The sequence below is a fragment of the Pseudogemmobacter bohemicus genome, assembly GCF_003290025.1.
Classification (GTDB): Bacteria; Pseudomonadota; Alphaproteobacteria; order Rhodobacterales; family Rhodobacteraceae; genus Pseudogemmobacter; species Pseudogemmobacter bohemicus.
Genome location: NZ_QNHG01000002.1, coordinates 1,321,767 through 1,339,707, shown reverse-complemented (window position 1 = coordinate 1,339,707; position 17,941 = coordinate 1,321,767). Strand labels below are relative to the sequence as shown.

The window sequence follows — 17,941 nt, the reverse complement described above, 5'->3', positions numbered from 1 at the left end:
AGACCGGCCCAAACACCACCGGACACAAAGCGGGAGAGACCCCAATGGCGATTACCTCGGCCAACCAGCTTGAGCTTTTGCAGACCGCAGAGGCCGTTGCGCGCGAGAAGATGATTGATCCGGATCTGGTGATCCAGGCGATGGAAGACAGCCTCGCCCGCGCGGCCAAGTCGCGCTACGGCGCCGATATGGACATCCGCGTTGCCATCGACCGCAAAACCGGCCGGGCGTCTTTCACCCGCGTCCGCACCGTGGTCGAGGATGATGCCGTCGAGAATTACCACGCCGAACTGACTGTCAAACAGGCGAAAGACTATCTGAAAGACCCACAAATCGGCGATGAGATCGTTGACGAGGTCCCCCCCGTTGATCTGGGCCGCATCGCCGCACAATCGGCGAAACAGGTGATCCTGCAAAAGGTCCGTGAGGCCGAGCGCGACCGTCAGTTCGACGAATTCAAGGACCGCAAGGGCACCATCATCAACGGCGCCGTCAAACGCGAGGAATATGGCAACGTCATCGTCGATATCGGCCGTGGCGAAGGCATTCTCCGCCGCAACGAGAAGATCGGCCGCGAAGCCTATCGCATCGGCGACCGCATCCGCTGCTATATCAAGGATGTGCGCCGCGAAGTCAGGGGCCCGCAGGTTTTCCTGTCGCGCACCGACCCGCAATTCATGGCCGAACTCTTCAAGATGGAAGTGCCGGAAATCTATGATGGCATCATCGAGATCAAGGCCGTGGCCCGTGACCCCGGCTCGCGCGCCAAGATCGCCGTCATCTCCTATGACAATTCCATCGACCCGGTCGGCGCCTGCGTCGGCATGCGCGGCAGCCGCGTCCAGGCAGTGGTGAACGAGCTGCAAGGCGAGAAGATCGACATCATTCCGTGGAACCAGGACCAGGCGACCTTCCTCGTGAACGCGTTGCAACCGGCCCAGGTGTCGAAAGTCGTGTTCGACGAAGAGGGCGGCAAGATCGAGGTCGTGGTGCCCGATGAGCAACTCTCGCTCGCCATTGGCCGCCGCGGTCAGAACGTCCGTCTCGCCTCGCAGCTGACGGCTCTGGATATCGACATCCTGACCGAGGCCGAAGAATCGACCCGCCGCCAGGCCGAATTCGCCGCCCGCACCGCGCTCTTCATGGAGACGCTGGATGTGGACGAGATGATGGCGCAGCTGCTGGTGGCCGAAGGCTTCACCAATCTGGAAGAAGTCGCTTACGTCGATCAGGACGAACTTCTGTCCATCGACGGCTTCGACGAAGGCACCGCAGATGAATTGCAGGCCCGCGCCCGCGATTATCTCGAAGAGCAGGCGAAAAAGGCTCTCGAAGCGGCCCGCGCCATGGGTGTCGAGGAAAGCCTCATTGAATTCGAGGGACTCACTCCCCAGATGCTGGAAGTGCTGGGCAAAGACGGCGTGAAGACGCTGGAAGATTTCGCCACCTGCGCCGATTGGGAACTGGCCGGCGGCTGGACCACGGAAAACGGCCAGCGCAAGAAGGATGACGGGCTGCTGGAAAAATTCGGCATGTCACTGGATGAAGCGCAGAACCTGATTATGACCGCGCGCGTCATGCTGGGCTGGGTCGATCCGACCGAAATGATGCCGGCTGAGGACGAAGCCGAAGAGGAAGACGCCGGCGAAGAGGAGGCCGGGGCCTGATCTCAGGCCTCGGGGGATCCCGCGATGACGCGCGGCGGCCGGGACAAATCAAGAGACGAGCCAGAGCGCAAATGCATTGCCTCTGGTGAGGCGGGGCCGAAATGCGGCCTCGTCCGTTTCGTCGTCGGGCCTGACGGGCAGATCGTTCCGGATATTCTGGAGCGCCTGCCCGGGCGGGGGATCTGGGTCTCGGCCGACCGGGATCTGGTGACGAAGGCGGCAAAGAAGGGGCTGTTTGCCCGGGCCGCGCGGATGCCGGTCAAAGCGCCGGAAGATCTGGCCGATACGGTCCAGGCCCTGCTGGCGCGACGGGTGATCGAGCTGATCTCGCTGGCCCGGAAATCCGGCGATGCGGTGACCGGCTATGAGAAGGTAAAAGAATGGCTGGTGAAGGGCACGGCACGCGTGCTGATCCAGGCAGAAGACGGCTCGGAACGCGGCAAAAGCAAGCTGCGCCCCCCCGAAGGCAAAAACACCCTGATTTCCTGGCTTTCTGCCGGGGAATTGGGTTTGGCATTCGGTCGTGAACGTGCAATACACGCGGCGCTTGCCGCTGGTGGACTCAGTCCGCGCATTGTAGAGGAAGCGGCAAGGCTTTCCGGCTTCAGGGCGCAAATGGGCGAACCGGACGGTGAGCAGGTCGGCGGAATATCCGCCGGGAAGGATATGTAGACGGATGAGCGATACTGACGGCAAGAAACCCCTCGGGCTTGGAGCTGGCCCCCGTTCCGGTTCGGTGAAGCAAAGCTTCTCGCACGGACGGACCCATGCGGTGGTCGTTGAGACCAAGCGCAAGCGCGTTGTGGTGCCTGCCCAGGCAAAGCCGGGTGCGGCTGCCGGCGGGACCGGCGCCTCGCATCTTGGTGACCCGTCGAAACGGCCCGCCGGCATCACCGATGCCGAAATGCAGCGCCGCCTCGACGCTCTGCGCCTTGCGAAAGCGCGCGAGCAGGAAGAGGCTGCCAAACGCGCGGCCGTAGAGAAAGAACGCGAAGAGGAACGCCAGCGCCGCCGCGAGGAGATCGAGGCGAAAGAGCGCGAGGATCGCCAGCGCGAGGCCGCGCTCCGGGCGAAGGCCGAAGAGGAAGAGCGCGTCAAGCGCGAGGCCGAGGAAGAGGCGAAGGCGAAAGCCGCCGCCCGCAAGGCCGATGTGCTGGGCACGCAGCGCCGCCAGCCGGCTGCGCCCGAAGCCCCGGCGAAAACCGCCGCCGAAGCCGATCCGGGTGTGCCCGCTGATCGCGGCGCCGGCCAGAGCCGTCCGCGTCCGGGTGCAACCGATGCCACCGGCCCGCGCCCGGCCACCACGCCGCGCAAAACCGAACGCGAGCGCGAGAATCGCGACACCGACCGCGGCGCCGCGCGCCGTGGAGAGGGCGACCGCCGTGCCGGCAAGCTGACGCTTTCGGCCGCCACCAACGAGGAAGGCGGACGCCAGCGCAGCCTTGCTGCGATGAAGCGCAAGCAGGAAAAAGCGCGTCAGAAAGCGCTCGGCTTCGGTCAGAAGGCCGAAAAGCAGGTGCGCGATGTGCAACTGCCGGAAACCATTGTCGTCTCTGAACTGGCGAACCGGATGGCCGAACGTGCCGCCGATGTCGTCAAATCGCTGATGAAAATGGGCATGATGGTCACCATGAACCAGGTGATCGACGCCGATACGGCGGAACTGGTGATCGAGGAATTCGGCCACCGTGCGGTCCGCGTCTCGGATGCCGATGTTGAACAGTCGATCGACACTGTCGAGGACAAGGCCGAAGACCTGATCACCCGCCCGCCGGTTGTGACGATCATGGGCCATGTCGACCACGGCAAGACCTCGCTGCTGGACAAGATCCGCAAGGCCACCGTGGCAAGCGGCGAAGCCGGCGGCATCACGCAGCATATCGGCGCCTATCAGGTCAAAGCCCCTTCGGGCCAGCTGATCACCTTCCTCGACACGCCCGGCCACGCCGCGTTCACGTCGATGCGGGCGCGCGGTGCTCAGGTCACGGATATCGTGGTGCTGGTGGTCGCGGCGGATGATGCGGTCATGCCGCAGACGATCGAGGCAATCTCCCACGCGAAAGCGGCGGGTGTCCCGATCATCGTGGCGATCAACAAGATCGACAAGCATTCGGCGAACCCGACCAAGGTGCGCACCGATCTTCTGCAGCACGAGATCGTCGTCGAGGCGATGTCAGGCGACGTGCAGGATGTCGAGGTCTCGGCCCATACCGGCCAGGGCATTGACGATCTGCTCGAAGCCATCGCGATCCAGGCCGAAGTGCTTGACCTGAAGGCCAACCCGAACCGTGCCGCCCGTGCGGCCGTGGTCGAGGCAAAGCTGGATGTCGGCCGTGGCCCGGTTGCCACCGTCCTCGTGCAGAACGGCACGCTGAAGAAGGGCGATATCTTCGTCGTCGGCGAGAAATGGGGTAAGGTCCGCGCGCTTGTGAATGACAAGGGCGAGACCATCACCGAGGCCGGCCCGTCGGTTCCGGTCGAGGTGCTTGGCCTTGATGGCACACCTTCGGCGGGTGACACGCTCGACGTCGTCAGCTCGGAAGCACAGGCCCGCGAGATTGCCGATTACCGCGAGAAAGCGACCAAGGACAAACGTGCGGCCGCTGGTGCCGCGACCACGCTGGAACAGCTGATGGCGAAAGCCAAGGCTGACAAGGATGTGGCCGTGCTGCCGGTGATCGTGAAGGCAGACGTTCAGGGCTCGGCCGAGGCAATCGTCCAGGCGCTTGAAAAGATCGGCAATGATGAGGTCCGCGTGCGGATCCTGCATTACGGCGTCGGTGCCATCACCGATTCGGATGTGGGTCTGGCCGATGCCTCGGGCGCGCCGATCCTCGCGTTCAACGTGCGTCCCAATGCGACCGCCCGGGCTTCGGCCCAGCAAAAAGGCGTGGAGATCCGGTATTACTCGATCATCTACGATCTGCTGGACGACATGAAACAGGCGGCCTCGGGTATGCTCAAGGCCGAGATCCGCGAGCATTTCATCGGCTATGCGAAGATCCTCGAAGTCTTCCGCATCACCGGCACCGGCAATGTCGCGGGCTGTCTGGTCACCGAAGGCGTGGCCCGCCGCTCGGCTGGCGTGCGCCTGCTGCGTGACAATGTGGTGATCCACGAAGGCACGCTGAAGACGCTGAAGCGCCACAAGGACGAGGTCAAAGAAGTCCAGTCCGGCACCGAATGCGGTATGGCTTTCGAGCGTTACGAGGATATCCGTCAGGGCGACGTGATCGAGATCTTCGAGCGCGAAGAAGTCCAGCGCAGCCTCTGAGACGACGGGCGCCTCTGCGCCCGCCAGATGAAATTCGGAAAGGCCGGGACAGTGTCCCGGCCTTTTTTCGTTTTTCTCAGTTTTCGGGATCTGTGAGGCCCGGAACTGTGAACTCGGGGGCTGTGAGGCCGGCACAGAGATCGCGGGCGATGGCGATCAGCGGCTCATCCGCGCGGCTGGCCAGAGTGGCGAACAGCACATCGACGGCCTGCCCCGCCTCGCAGATCAGCTCCACCTCGCCCCGGTCGCGCGCGTCAAAGGCGGTCCACTCATGCAGCAGCCCCAGCCCAGTCCCGCCGGCGATCAGCGCGCGGGTGGCGGATTCGCGGTCGATGGCAACCCGCTGGCGCGGGCGGAACTGATGCCGCAGGAACAGGTTTTCGGCCGCGTGACCGCAGCAGGAAGGAGCCTTGCCCGGCAGGATCCAGGGCAGACCGGCCAAAGTCTGCCAGTCGGGATCCCCGGGCCGCTCGATCATCCCTTTCGGCGCGGCAAGCCAGATGCGGAACCGCGCCACGACAAGGCAGTCAAGATCCGCCCGGTCCTGGCCCGATTCGTTCAGAAACCCGGCATCGAGGCTGCCATCGCGCAGCCCGGCCAGCACCGCGCCGGAATCGGCATCCTGCAATGTGACCTCGATTTCCGGATACTGTCCCGTCAGCGCCTGCAAAAGCCGCCCCGGCGCCGCCAGCGGTGAATTGCCGCCACCGCCGATTCGCAGCCTGCCGCCAGGCCTCCCGCTCAGCCGCTGCGCGGCAGTCAGAAAGGCGCGCTGCGCCATAAGCACCGCCTCGGCCTCGTCCAGCAGCAGCGCTCCCTCGCCGGTCAGCACCATGCCGCGCGGCAGGCGGTGGAACAGCACCAGCCCCAGCCGCTCTTCGATCGCCCGGATATGGGCGCTGACCGCCGGCTGGCTCAGGCAAAGCCGCTCCGAGGCGCGGGTGATGCTGCCCTCGCGCGCCACGGCGACAAAGCTGCGCAGCTGGTGGATTTCCATGGCGGGTTCCGGTCACGACACCGGAAACATATCCAGAAGCCACCACCAGACAAGGTCAAGTGGCAACAGGATGAACAGCGAAAGCCCGAACATGATCAGGCAGATGCGGGTCATGTCGCGCATGGCCAGGTTGCCGGTCTGCGCCGCCATGACCAGAGGCGGCGCCTGAAAGGGCAGCATCACATTGGAGAAAGCCAGCACCTGGGTCATCAGGACCGTGGCCAGCGGCAGGCCGGTCATCTGCGCGAGTTGCCCGGCGCCAGGCGTCATCACCGCCGGCACGCCGGGCTGATTGGTGACCAGCGCCACCAGCGTCGCGATACCGCCAAGCGCCAGCGTGTTGCGCAAAGGCTGCCCCGGGGTCAGCCCGGCCAGCGCCGCCGCCTGATCGACAATCATCCCGCCCAGTCCGCTCTCGGAAATCACCGCCGCAAGCCCCATGATCGCCGCCACGAAGAACAGCGTGCCATAGCCGATTTCCTCGTTCAGGCATCCTGGCCCGGTCAGCCCGGCACCGGGCCAGAGGCAGATGATCGCCCCCGCCAACGCGATCCAGCCCGGCGAGATATGGTGCAGCGCATCGGTCAGCCAGAAGCCCAGCATGGCAAGGATGATCAGCATCAGCGCGATCTCGGCCCGGCTCATCGCGGCCGGCAGCGCCTGGACCTCGGGCCGCACCGGCGGCTGATCGGGGTAAAGGCGCAGGATCACAATGACCAGCAGCACCGCCTTCAGCGCCCCCAGCACCGGGAAATGCAGCCAGAGATAGGCAAAATAGCCGATATGATACTGCCAGAGGCTCCCGGCACTGCCCGCAAGGATCATATTGGGCAGATTGGCGGGCAGGATCGCATAGGCCGGCAGGCAGGCGCCAAAGGCCGAAGCCATCAGCATGCCGATCCGCCCCGGTCGCCCCGGCCCATATCCGAGATGATCGGCCAGCGCCGCCACCACCGGCAGCAACAGCGCGATCCGCCCCATGGAGGAGGGCAGCACGAAGGAAAGTGCCACGCCCACCGCCACAATGGCACCGATCACCCCGGCATAGCTTTGCCCGGTCAGCCGCGCCAGCAGCGGCGCCAGTCGCCGCCCCAGCCCGGTAAAGCGGATCGCCGCCGCCATCACCATCCCCCCGAACAACAGCCAGAAGGTCGAGGACTGGAATCCCCCCAGCACCACTTCGGGCGCCGCCAGCCCGCCAAGGATCGCGACCGCAAAAAAGATCAGCCCGGTCAGATGCTCGGGCACTGCGCCGCTGGCCCACATCAGGATGCAAAAAAGACCGAGGCCCGCCGTGCCGGCAATCGCCCAGGGCTGCCAGGGCGTCAGCAGCACCGCCAGCGCAAGGGCAAGCAGCGCTATCAGCCCGGCAACCCCCTGCTTCCCTGCCCCCGCCATGCGATCCTCCGCTGTCCTGCCCGCCCCTTTTGCACCGATCTGCCAGGGCTTACCAATCGAAAGACCCGGGCACCGCCCTCAGGAAAGCTGAGGACAGGGCGGGAGGTTGTCATCCCTGCCCGCGATACGGTAAACACCGGGATGCCCGAAACGGGTATCCGACATGAGGGTGGACATGCAGGCTGTTATCCTGGCGGGGGGCTTTGGCACCCGGATCTCTGAAGAGAGCCATCTCAAACCCAAGCCGATGATCGAAATCGGCGGCCGCCCGATCCTGTGGCACATAATGAAGCTCTATGCCCATCACGGCATCACCGATTTCGTGATCTGCCTTGGCTATCGCGGCCATATGATCAAGGAATATTTCGCGAATTATGTGATGCACAGCTCTGACATGACGGTCGATGCCCGGACCGGAGAGATCACCTATCACAATTCGGTCGCCGAGCCATGGCGCATCACCCTTATCGACACCGGCGAGAATTCGATGACCGGCGGCCGGCTGAAACGGGCGAAGCCCTGGCTGGAACAGACCTTCTGCATGACCTATGGCGACGGGGTTTCCGATATCGACATCGCCGCCGAACTCGCCTTTCACCGTACCCATGGCAAGCTTGCCACCATCGCGGCGGTGACGCCTCCGGGCCGCTACGGCGCGCTGGAGATTTCTGATACCGGCCAGGTGGAGCGGTTCATCGAAAAGCCCCCCGGCGATGAGGGTCGCATCAATGGCGGCTTTTTCGTGCTGGAGCGTGAGGTGCTGGACCGGATCGAGGGTGATCCGACCCCGTTCGAGGGCGATCCGCTGGAGGGCCTTGCCCGCGACGGCGAGCTGGTGGCCTGGCGCCATCCCGGCTTCTGGCATGCGATGGACACTTTGCGCGACCGCAACCATCTTGAAAGGCTCTGGGCCGGTGGCGCGGCGCCCTGGAAAATCTGGTCGTGAGCTTCTGGACCGGAAAACGCGTCCTCCTGACCGGCCATACCGGGTTCAAGGGCGCCTGGGCCGCGCGCTGGCTGGCGCAGCGCGGCGCCCTGGTGACCGGCCTTGCGCTGCCGCCCGAGCCGGGGCCGAACCTCTCGATGCTGCTGGGTGAGGCGCATCTGACCTCGCATCTGGCCGATCTGCGCGACCCGTTGGCGGTGGATAGGGTGGTGGCAGCGGCAGAGCCGGAATTCGTGCTGCATATGGCCGCGCAGCCGCTGGTGCGCCGGTCTTACGCCGAGCCGGTCGCGACTTTCGCCACCAATGTGATGGGCACGCTGCATCTGCTGGATGCTTTGCAGCGGCTGGCCCGGCCCCGGGCGGTGCTCGTGATCACCTCCGACAAGGTCTATGAGAATGACGGCTCCGGCCGCGCCTATACCGAGGGCGACCGGCTGGGCGGGCATGATCCCTATTCGGCGTCAAAGGCCGCGACCGAGATCGCGGTTGCCTCCTGGCGGCGGTCTTTCTGCGCAGACGGGATCCCCCGGCTGATGACCGCGCGGGGCGGCAATGTGATCGGCGGCGGCGACTGGTCCAAAGACCGGCTGATCCCCGATATCATCCGCGCGCTGACTGCGGGTGAGCTGCCTGTCCTGCGCAACCCAGCCTCGACCCGGCCCTGGCAGCATGTGCTGGAATGCCTTGACGGCTATCTGACGCTTTTGCAGGCGATGGCGGGCGATACCCCGCTGCCCGATGCGCTGAATTTCGGCCCTGCCGAGGGCGCAGAGCCGGTTTCGGTCGGTACTCTGACCAATTGCCTGCTCTCTGCCATGGGCCGCACGCCCGCCTTTGCCAAAGGAACAGAGACCGGCCCGCATGAGATGGCGTTGCTTGGTATCAGCTCAGAGCTGGCGCGCGATGTGCTGGGCTGGCAGCCCCGCCTTGATGCCGGCCAGACCATCGGCCTCACCGCCGACTGGTATGCCGCCTGGGCGCGCGGCCAGGATATGGCCGCCGTCACCGATCACCAGATTGCCCTTTACGAGGATATCCACCCGTGACCCGCTCCTGCCGCTATTGCAACGCGCCCCTGACCCAGACCCTGGTTGATCTGGGCGCAACCCCGCTTGCAAACAGCTATCTTCCCGCAGGTGACGCGGGCGCCCTGGCTGCCGAACGGCGCTTTCCGCTGCATGTCATGGTCTGCAACGGCTGCTGGCTGGCCCAAACCACCGAAACCGTGCCTGCGGATGCGATTTTCTCGCATGGCTATGCCTATCTTTCCTCGTTTTCCCAGGGCTGGGTCGATCACGCGCGCCGCTATGCCACCGCAGTGACGGCGCGGTTCGGGCTTGGCCCGCAGTCGAAAGTGGTCGAGATCGCCTCGAATGACGGCTATCTGCTGCAGCATTTCGTCGCCGACGGCATTCCGGTGCGGGGTGTCGAACCCGCCGGCCATGCCGCAAGCCTTGCCGAGGCCAAAGGTGTCCCCAGCCTGGTCGCGTTTTTTGGCGAGGAGACCGCCCGGCAGCTGCGCAAGGACGGCCATGGCGCCGACCTGATGGCCGCGAATAACGTGTTGGCCCATGTGCCCGATATCCGCGACTTCGCCGCCGGTTTCCGCGAGCTTCTGAACCCCGCAGGCGTCGCCACGTTTGAATTCCCGCATCTGGCGCGGCTGATCGAACAGGTGCAGTTCGATACCATCTATCACGAACATTACTCCTACCTCTCGCTGACCTTCGTGCGCCGGCTGATGGATGAGGCCGGGCTTGAGGTCTTTGATGTTGAACGCCTGCCGACCCATGGCGGCTCGCTCAGGGTCTTTGTCGGCCATAAGGGCGCGCATCAGCCCGGGCCGGGCCTCGCGGATGTTGCGGCGGAAGAGGCGGCGCTGAAGCTGGATCAGGCAGCGGGTTACGGCGATCTTGCCGGCAAAGTCGCGGCAATCACCACCGCCTTCCGCGCCTTCGTCGCGAAAGCGCGGGCCGGGGGCAAGACCATCGCCGGCTATGGCGCGGCGGCCAAGGGGAACACCTTCCTCAATGTGGCCGGCATCGGCGCGGATGACATCGCTTTCGTCGTCGACCGCAACCCCGAGAAACAGGCGACCCTGCTGCCCGGCAGCCATATCCCGGTCTTCGCCCCCGGGGAAATCGCCGCGCGCCGCCCGGATTACCTGGTGATCCTGCCCTGGAACATCGCGGCCGAAGTGCGCGCGCAACAGGCACAGATCCGCGACTGGGGCGGCGAATTCGTGACCGCCATCCCTTCGCTGACCATCGGATGAGGCTGAGCCCCACCCCGCTGCCCGGCCTGATCGAGGTCGGGGCCCAACCGCATCAGGATGCGCGCGGCCAGTTTGCGCGGGTGTTCTGCCGGGACAGCTTTCTGACGGCGGGGGTGGATTTTCAGCCGGTTCAGGTCAATCTCTCGACCAATATCCATGCCCATACGCTGCGGGGCCTGCATTACCAGGCGGGTGACTTCGCCGAGGAGAAACTCGTGCGCTGCGTCGCCGGACGGGTCTGGGACGTGGCGGTCGATCTGCGCCCCGGCCCGATGCGCGGAAAATGGCATGCAGTCGAGCTGGATGCAGAGCGGATGAACGGCATCTATATCCCCAGGGGCTTTGCGCATGGCTTTCTCAGCCTGACCCCTGGCGCAGTGGTTCAATATATGATGGCGCCCGCCTATATTCCCGGCCATGGGCGCGGCATCGCCTGGGATGACCCCGATCTTGCCATCACCTGGCCCGCGCGCCCGGCGGTGATCTCTGACACGGATGCCGCCCTGCCGCCCTTTGCCAGCCTGACCTGACCATGACAGGAGCGACCATGACAGCAGAAACCGGACAGGACCTGCAAGCTCTGCCGGATTTCGGCGCCTGGCTGATCAACCTGCCGCGATCAGAACAGCGCCGCGCGGCGATGGAGGCGCAGCTTTCCGCGCTGAACCTGCCTTACATCCTGCATCAGGCCACCGACGGTCGCGCCGAATGGGACCGGCTGGTGCAAAATGTCGATCTGTCGGCCTTCCGCCGCAATACCGGGCGCGACGAACTGCCCGGAGAGATCGGTTGCTACCATTCCCATATCGCGGTCTGGCAGGAATTTCTGGCCTCAGGCAAGGATGTGGCGCTGGTGATGGAGGATGATGTCGTCTTCCACCCCGAATTCCGCGCCGCGCTGCAAACCGCGCTGGCGGCGAAAACCGGTTGGGATTTCCTCAAGCTCAACAAGATCCGCGCCAAACAGCCGCTGAGGCAAAGGCGGCTTGGGCAATGGGATCTGAACGCCTATCTCGGCCCCGCGACGGGGCTTGGCGCCTATCTGATCCGCCGTGATCTGGCGGCGCGGCTCTTGCCTGCGATGTTGCCGGTCACCCGCCCCATCGACCACGAGCTTGACCGCGTCCATATCCACGATTTTCGCCATTACGGGCTGGAGCCCTTCCCCAGCCATGTCGATGACGGCAGCAAAAGCACCATTACCGGCCAGGCCTTTTCCGATGTGCGGAAATTCCCCTGGTATCGGCGGCTGCCGCTTTATGGCCTGCGCTTTCGCAATATGATCGGCAAGCTGGTCTATCTGACCCGCAAAGGGCGCTTTCCGGCGCCCGGCACCAAAGGGGGAGCCGGCACCAAAGGGGGAGACTGAGGCTCAGCCCGGCAGGTCGCCGCCGTTTTCCAGCCAGTAATCCACCATCCAGCGCACCTGGCCATGGCCCATATGCGGTAGCCTGTCCCATAGCCGGTTGCCCGGGCGCAAAAGGTCAATCGGGCGCGGCGTGCCGTGGAAGGCCAGCACCTTGGCCGAAGCGGGCGGCGCTTTGGGAGCGAGGAACAGATCCAGCCCGATTGGCCGGCGCAGATGCCGTTTGAAGCTGATCACCCAGCCATCCGGCCAGTAATCCATCGCACTGGCCTCGGCGCCGACCCAGTTCTGCTCGATGACGTGGTCGCGCACAGCCTTTTCGCGGTCAGCGGTAAAGCGGTCGACGATCTGGCCTTCGGCGCCCAGGGTGAAGGCAAAGATACAGGTCCCCGCCTCGCGCGGGGCCGAGGCGCGGGAAGGCCGCCCCCAGCCCTCGCCCATATCGGTTGTGAGAAAGGCGGAAGGGTGATCGAAAAACGGATCCAGCGAGCCACAGATCACCATATCCAGGTCGATGAACAGCGCCCGCCCCCGGATCCCGTAAAGATCCTGCGCGAACACGCCCAGCTTGGCCCAGGCGCCGCTTTTCCACATGCCTGGTGTCAGGCCCAGATCGGGGATCGGACAGGCCTCGATATCGGGGCCAAGCCCGGCCGCATCATCGGTCAGGCAGACAAAACGGAAATCGCCGGTGATGTTGCGGCGACAGGCATTGTAAAGCACATTCACATAGCTGGCGGGATAAAGCTTGCCCCATTTCATACTCAGCACAACGCGGTCTTCTGGGCCGCTTTTCGGATGGGGGACCATATTCGCCTCGGATCTCTGTTCGGCTGTCATAGTGTCACCATTTCGCCAGGCCTGCCAGAGGAGCCGCCACCTCGCCATCCGCCGCGCCTTGCGCTAAGGATGGGCGCTGAACCAGGGGTTGGACCAGAGATTGGGCCAGGGGGGAGCATGACGGCAACAGAGGCGGCGCTGACGGTGCTGATCCCGACCCATAACCGGCCAGAGCTGTTGCAGCGCGCGGTTGCCTCGGCGCTGGCGGATCTGCCCCGGTCGGCGGAGGTGCTGGTGATCGACGATGCCTCCAGCATCCCGGCGGCAGAGCTGCTGGCGGGGATGGAGGACCGGCTCAGGGTCTTGCGCAATGAAGGTCCGCGCGGCGCAGCCGGGGCGCGGAATTTCGGGGCCGCCCAGGCGCGGGGCGCGGTCATTCTTTTCCTCGATGATGATGACGAAGTTTTGCCGGGATATGCGGCGCGTGTGCTGGAGGTCGCCGCCCGCGAAGCGGTTGCTTACGGTTTCAGCGCGGTGCTGCGGCGCGATGCCTCGGGGCGGGAAGAGCAGATCTCCCGCCGTTTCGCGACCGGAACGGTACCGGCAAAATCGGCGCTGCGCCACAAGATCGCCGGGCTCGGCACCGGTTTCTGGATCCGCCGTGATCGGTTTCTGGCGCTTGGCGGGCTCGATCCCGCGCAGCGGGTCGATGAGGATACCAGCCTTTGCTGCGCCCTGGTCGCAAGCGGCAGCCTGCCCTGGTATGAGGCGGAACCCGGCATGCGCATCCATATCCTCCACAGCGCCGCCGATGCGGCGGGGGCACAGCTGACGCAAGGCTCGAACCCGGAACTGGTGCTTGAGTGCTACCTGAGAACATGGACCCGCCATCAGGCCAGTTTCCCGCCCAGGTCCGAGGCGCGCTGGTTCCTCGGCGCGCGCTATCTGCGCCGGGCGGCAAAGCTGGGGGCCAGGTCCCGCATCCGGGATTTCACCGCCGGGGCAAGCCCCCTGAGCATGGCCCTCGCCTTCCGGATCTTTGGCGCGGTGAAGCTTATGGCGTCGAAATCCCGCAGGGGCTGAATTTCCGGGTCAGAAACGGGGCGGGCTGTCGAAAAGCCGCGCCGCCGCGCCATGCATCCGCAGCATCCGCGCAAAACCGGTCAGCCGCCCCGCCGGCCGCGCGGCGGTGACCTCCAGCCGGGTCAGACGGTCAAGGAAATCCGCCGCCGCCAGCGCGTCGCGCATCGCAGGCCCGCCAACCGCCCTGATCCGGCCCGGCGCATTGCTGCGGCGCATCCTGTCTTTCCCGGGCGGTGCCTCTGGCTGAGGCGACAGATCCGCCGGCGGGATGTCGAAATCCGGCCCGAAGAAAATCCGCGCCAGCTCAATGCAATCGGAACGGTCCGGTTCGATGAATCCTGAAATCTCGCCAGCGACCCGAGCCCGCCAGGCAGTCATATCCAGATCCAGCTTGTGTCCGCAGACCCGTGCCGCCTCGGTCAACCCGTCCAGCGTCACAAGGTTCAGCGATCCGGCCCGGGCCGGCAACCGGCACTGGTGGGGGTCTTCGGCGCTTTCACGGATGAATTTCGCGAATTCCGGCAGTTCTGCGCTGCTGGCGACCTTCGCATGCCGCTGCGCCGCCGCGCCGTTCGAGCGCGGTGAAGTACCTCCCATGGTCAAAGGCAGGCTGACCTTCATAATCGGGCGATCCGACATCACCAGCGCCTGCATCGAGGTGTAGAGATCCGGTGATGACCCCCGGAAATAGGGCCCGCCCGTCCGCGCTACCACACGATCGATCAGGCGGCGGCTGATCATGCCATGATAGATCATGCCACCATCGTGATAGGTGCGGAAGCTGGCCTTGCAAAAGCTGTCGAGCACAGCGCCCGGATCAATCATCTGTCGCTGACCATCCAGATGCTGCGGCCGGATCTTGACCCAGCCCCCGGCTCCGCTGGCCGGATCGGGCCAGTGGTAATTCTCGACCCGCCATTTGAAAATATCGACATCCGCCGCGTCGATCATCCGCCGCGCCAGCGCAAGGCCATGCGGCAGCACGGCGTCATCATCGCCGATATAGATCAGATGCGAGCCGGTGGAATTCTCCAGCGCGAACTGGAAATTCTCACGCATGGAAAGCCGCCGCTCGCTGCGGATCACTTTCAGGCGCGGGTCGCGCTGCGTTGCAAGCCAATCGGCAGTGCCATCGGCAGAGGCGTTGTCGGCCACCAGGATCTCGACCTCTGCCCCGGCGCGATCTGCAGCCAACTGCGCCGAGTTCAGCGCACAAGGCAGATAGTCGAGGCGCTCCCGGGTCGGGATGATGAGGCTGATTTTCACGGTCATACGCGTTCCGGGCAGTTGTGGCACTTACGCGCCTTTGAAATTCTCGCGGCCCTGCCATTTCCTCGCGATGCGATCCGGGCCGTAATAACCGATCTAATCCAGCAAACCCAGATCATGCTGACGCGCAGCGTTCCCCTCGTCGATCCGCAGCACCCGCCCCGGATTGCCGACCACGACCGCCCCATCGGGCACGTCTTTCGTTACCACCGCCCCGGCCCCGATCATCACGAAATTGCCAATCCGCACCCGGGGCAGAACGGTCGCATTGGTGCCGACAAAAACACCATCCCCGATGCTGCAGCAACCCGAGACGCTGACCTCATGCGCGATGAAGGTCGAAGAGCCGATCACGGTCTCATGCCCGACTTTCGCGCCCATATGCAGACTTGAATTGTCCCCGATGACAACACCGGCCTGCAAGATCACAGCCTCCTGGATGTAATTCCCGCAGCCAAGGCTGACCATGTCCAGATCGACGGAGGGGTGCAGGAAATTCGCCAGCCTGCCACCGAGCCGGATGATCTCGCGGCTGGTCTCATAGCGCGTCACTGCACTGCCGGTGATCAGGTTCACAAAATACACGCCCTGCGCCGCCAGCCCGGCCACCATGTCCGAGCCGCCCAGCACTGGATAGCCGTAGAAATCACTGCCCTGCCGGGCGGGGTCATTGTCGATGAACCCCAGCACATCGCAGCCCTGGCCTGCGCGTTCAAGGGCGCGCAGCATGCGTATCGTCTCGGGGTTGGATGCACCAAGAAAACAAAGCTTCACAACGGTCCTCCATACCTTATCGGATCTGGTATTCCCTGCCGCGACCGACAGCAACAGGGGATCCTTTCTGCCAGCGCTGAGGCCTGTCTGCCATCACCCCTTCACACAACGCAGATAACCGCCCGGAGACGAGGCGAGCTGCAATTTGCCATTTATGACCGGATCCGGCTCGAATCTCTCGGTCCCGGCCAGAAAATCCCTGACCGCACTCAGCGGCTCATCGCCGGCAAGCCAAACATGCGACCGTTTCTTCGGTGTCTGATCCGGCGTCATAAAGCCGATCACCGTATCCGCGACCACCAGATAGCAGCCTTCGGTCACCAGATCGGCATAGGCGCGGCATTCCGCCAGCACATGATCGCGCGAATGGTCGCTGTCGAGCACCACCATCACCCGCGCGCCCGGCGGGATCTCGGCGCGCACCTTCGCCAGCGTGTCCGCATCGGCCGAGCCGCCCTCGATCAGCACCACCCGTTTCGACATCGGATGGCTCTCGATCGCGTCGCGGTTATGGGCGCGGATGTCGATATCGACCCCGATCACCTTGCCCTTGCCCATCACCTCAAGCAGCGAGGCCATGAACAGCACCGAGCCCCCCCGTGCCACGCCGGTCTCGATGATCACATCGGGCTTCGTCGCCCAGATCACCTCTTGCGTGGCCATGATATCGGCCGGCATCTGGATGATCGGCACGCCCATCCAGCTCCAGAGATAAGAATAGTCATAACGGTCCAGCGCGGTGAGCATCTCAAGCGATTGGGTGAAAACCGCCTTATCCTCTCCAAGCGCCAGCGCTTGCTTGCGTTTATGGGCTTCGAACTCTAAACGGTCGTCTTGTGTGGTCACTTTGGCCTCGGCACGACTGGGATCAGTTTATCTGGGATCAGCTCCGGTCTAGAGGAAAGCGGCCAGGGAGAAAAGTCGAATGACATCTGATCGGCCGTCACGCCGCGTTCCCGCCGGAAAACCCAGCCTGAGGATTCCCGTCGCTGCCCCCTCGATCACCGAACGCGAGGGCGAACTCGCGCGCGAGGCGGCGCTGAATGCCTGGGGCGCGGATCACTACCGCTACAACCGCCAGTTCGAGGAAATGCTGGCCGCCCATTGCGGTGTCGCCCATGCGGTCAGCCTGCCCCATGCGACCTCTGGTCTGCATCTGGCGCTGGCGGCTCTGGGGATCAGGCCTGGCGATGAGGTGATCGGGCCGGATGTGACCTGGATCGCCTCGATGGCGCCGGTCTCTTACATGGGCGCGGTGCCGGTTTTCGTCGATATCCTGCCCGATACCTGGTGCCTTGATCCGGCGGCGGTCGAGGCGGCGATCACGCCCCGGACCAAAGCGATCATCGGCGTCGATCTCTATGGCTCGATGTGCGACTGGGAGGCGCTGCGCGCCATTGCCGACCGCCACGGGCTCGCGCTGATCGAGGATGCGGCCGAGGCGCTTGGCTCGACCTATTGCGACCGGCCTGCCGGCAGCCTCGGCGATGTGGCGGTGTTTTCCTTCCACGGCTCGAAAACCATCACCACCGGCGAGGGTGGCGCGCTGGTGACCAATAATCCGGGCTTGCACGCCAGGGTGCAGAAACTACGCGATCACGGCCGCCCGCCGGGAGACCGCTTTTTCCTCAATGACGAAGTGGCGTTCAAATATAAGATGAGCGCCGTCCAGGCCGCGCTTGGCATTGCGCAGATGGAGCGGGTCGATGATCTGATCCGTTACAAGCGCCAGCTGTTCGGCTGGTATGCGGACCGGCTGCGCGATGTGCCGGGGCTGAGCCTCAATGCCGAGCCGCAGCAGGTGAAGAACTCGTTCTGGATGGTCACCGCCATCCCCGATGCGCGTTACGAGACCGATAAATTCGCGCTGCAAAGCGCGCTTTCGGATCACGGGATCGATTCCCGGCCGTTCTTCTCCAGCCTCTCCGCGCTGAAGGCCTATGCGGAAACCGACTGCCGCAAGCTGGCCACACCCCGCCCTGAAACCGCGCGCATCATCCATGCGGGGATCAATCTCCCCTCGGGCTATGGGCTGGATGAGGCAAGCGTCGCCTATATTTGCGAGACTTTCGCGGGGAACCTGCAAGGCTGCAAAAAGCGCTGAGCCGGTGG

The 17,941-nt window shown here is 64.6% G+C and carries 16 protein-coding genes; 10 read left to right on the top strand and 6 right to left on the bottom strand.

The annotated features are described in order from the left end of the window. Positions 1-44 precede the first annotated feature (44 nt). From nusA to infB, 3 genes are read left to right on the top strand one after another with little or no spacing between them, the layout of a single operon-like run. Positions 45-1,667 (top strand): transcription termination factor NusA, encoded by a 1,623-nt coding sequence (gene nusA / locus DRF71_RS14265; RefSeq protein WP_112311139.1) that lies wholly within the window; start codon positions 45-47, stop codon positions 1,665-1,667. A gap of 24 nt (positions 1,668-1,691) precedes the next feature. Beyond that, the gene (locus tag DRF71_RS14260; protein WP_112311138.1) at positions 1,692-2,339 is read left to right on the top strand and encodes an RNA-binding protein; all 648 of its coding nucleotides are present in this window, start codon (positions 1,692-1,694) and stop codon (positions 2,337-2,339) included. Between the two features lie 4 nt (positions 2,340-2,343). After that, a complete protein-coding gene (gene infB, locus DRF71_RS14255; RefSeq protein ID WP_112311137.1) occupies positions 2,344-4,941 on the top strand; it encodes a translation initiation factor IF-2 in 2,598 nt (865 codons plus the stop codon). A gap of 76 nt (positions 4,942-5,017) precedes the next feature. Here infB and DRF71_RS14250 read toward each other — a convergent pair whose 3' ends face one another. After that, positions 5,018-5,938, bottom strand: a complete 921-nt coding sequence (locus DRF71_RS14250; RefSeq protein WP_112311136.1) for a LysR family transcriptional regulator — start codon at positions 5,936-5,938, stop codon at positions 5,018-5,020. Between the two features lie 12 nt (positions 5,939-5,950). Then, complete coding sequence (locus DRF71_RS14245; protein WP_112311135.1) at positions 5,951-7,336, bottom strand: SLC13 family permease; 1,386 nt, start codon at positions 7,334-7,336, stop codon at positions 5,951-5,953. Positions 7,337-7,511: 175 nt separating this feature from the next. Between DRF71_RS14245 and rfbF the strand changes: the two genes are divergently transcribed. From rfbF to DRF71_RS14220, 5 genes are read left to right on the top strand one after another with little or no spacing between them, the layout of a single operon-like run. Further along, a complete protein-coding gene (rfbF, locus tag DRF71_RS14240; RefSeq protein ID WP_112311134.1) occupies positions 7,512-8,282 on the top strand; it encodes a glucose-1-phosphate cytidylyltransferase in 771 nt (256 codons plus the stop codon). Continuing rightward, a complete protein-coding gene (rfbG, locus tag DRF71_RS14235; RefSeq protein WP_198672206.1) occupies positions 8,279-9,328 on the top strand; it encodes a CDP-glucose 4,6-dehydratase in 1,050 nt (349 codons plus the stop codon). Before rfbF ends, rfbG begins: the two co-directional genes overlap by 4 nt. Next, positions 9,325-10,557, top strand: coding sequence for a class I SAM-dependent methyltransferase (locus DRF71_RS14230; protein WP_112311132.1), 1,233 nt, complete (start codon positions 9,325-9,327; stop codon positions 10,555-10,557). The genes rfbG and DRF71_RS14230 overlap by 4 nt, the downstream gene beginning before the upstream one ends. After that, positions 10,554-11,087, top strand: coding sequence for a dTDP-4-dehydrorhamnose 3,5-epimerase family protein (locus DRF71_RS14225; RefSeq protein WP_112311131.1), 534 nt, complete (start codon positions 10,554-10,556; stop codon positions 11,085-11,087). The genes DRF71_RS14230 and DRF71_RS14225 overlap by 4 nt, the downstream gene beginning before the upstream one ends. A 17-nt stretch (positions 11,088-11,104) precedes the next feature. Further along, positions 11,105-11,926, top strand: coding sequence for a glycosyltransferase family 25 protein (locus DRF71_RS14220; protein ID WP_112311339.1), 822 nt, complete (start codon positions 11,105-11,107; stop codon positions 11,924-11,926). A gap of 3 nt (positions 11,927-11,929) precedes the next feature. Here the strand turns inward: DRF71_RS14220 and DRF71_RS27465 are convergent, their stop codons facing one another. Beyond that, a complete protein-coding gene (locus tag DRF71_RS27465; protein ID WP_232831505.1) occupies positions 11,930-12,694 on the bottom strand; it encodes a hypothetical protein in 765 nt (254 codons plus the stop codon). Between the two features lie 186 nt (positions 12,695-12,880). Between DRF71_RS27465 and DRF71_RS27460 the strand changes: the two genes are divergently transcribed. Continuing rightward, positions 12,881-13,786 (top strand): glycosyltransferase family 2 protein, encoded by a 906-nt coding sequence (locus DRF71_RS27460; protein ID WP_157971092.1) that lies wholly within the window; start codon positions 12,881-12,883, stop codon positions 13,784-13,786. Positions 13,787-13,795: 9 nt separating this feature from the next. On the opposite strand, the gene DRF71_RS14205 is transcribed toward DRF71_RS27460, so the two are convergent. The 3 genes from DRF71_RS14205 to DRF71_RS14195 form a co-directional block, all read right to left on the bottom strand. Next, on the bottom strand, positions 13,796-15,058 hold the full coding sequence (locus DRF71_RS14205; protein WP_112311128.1) for a glycosyltransferase family 2 protein: 1,263 nt from the start codon (positions 15,056-15,058) through the stop codon (positions 13,796-13,798). A gap of 93 nt (positions 15,059-15,151) precedes the next feature. After that, the gene (locus DRF71_RS14200; protein ID WP_198672204.1) at positions 15,152-15,784 is read right to left on the bottom strand and encodes a DapH/DapD/GlmU-related protein; all 633 of its coding nucleotides are present in this window, start codon (positions 15,782-15,784) and stop codon (positions 15,152-15,154) included. A gap of 138 nt (positions 15,785-15,922) precedes the next feature. Then, a complete protein-coding gene (locus DRF71_RS14195) occupies positions 15,923-16,675 on the bottom strand; it encodes a cephalosporin hydroxylase family protein (protein WP_112311126.1) in 753 nt (250 codons plus the stop codon). A 79-nt stretch (positions 16,676-16,754) separates the two neighbouring features. Between DRF71_RS14195 and DRF71_RS14190 the strand changes: the two genes are divergently transcribed. Then, entirely contained in the window at positions 16,755-17,933 is a 1,179-nt protein-coding gene (locus tag DRF71_RS14190; RefSeq protein WP_112311125.1) for a DegT/DnrJ/EryC1/StrS family aminotransferase, read from the top strand. Positions 17,934-17,941: the final 8 nt, after the last annotated feature.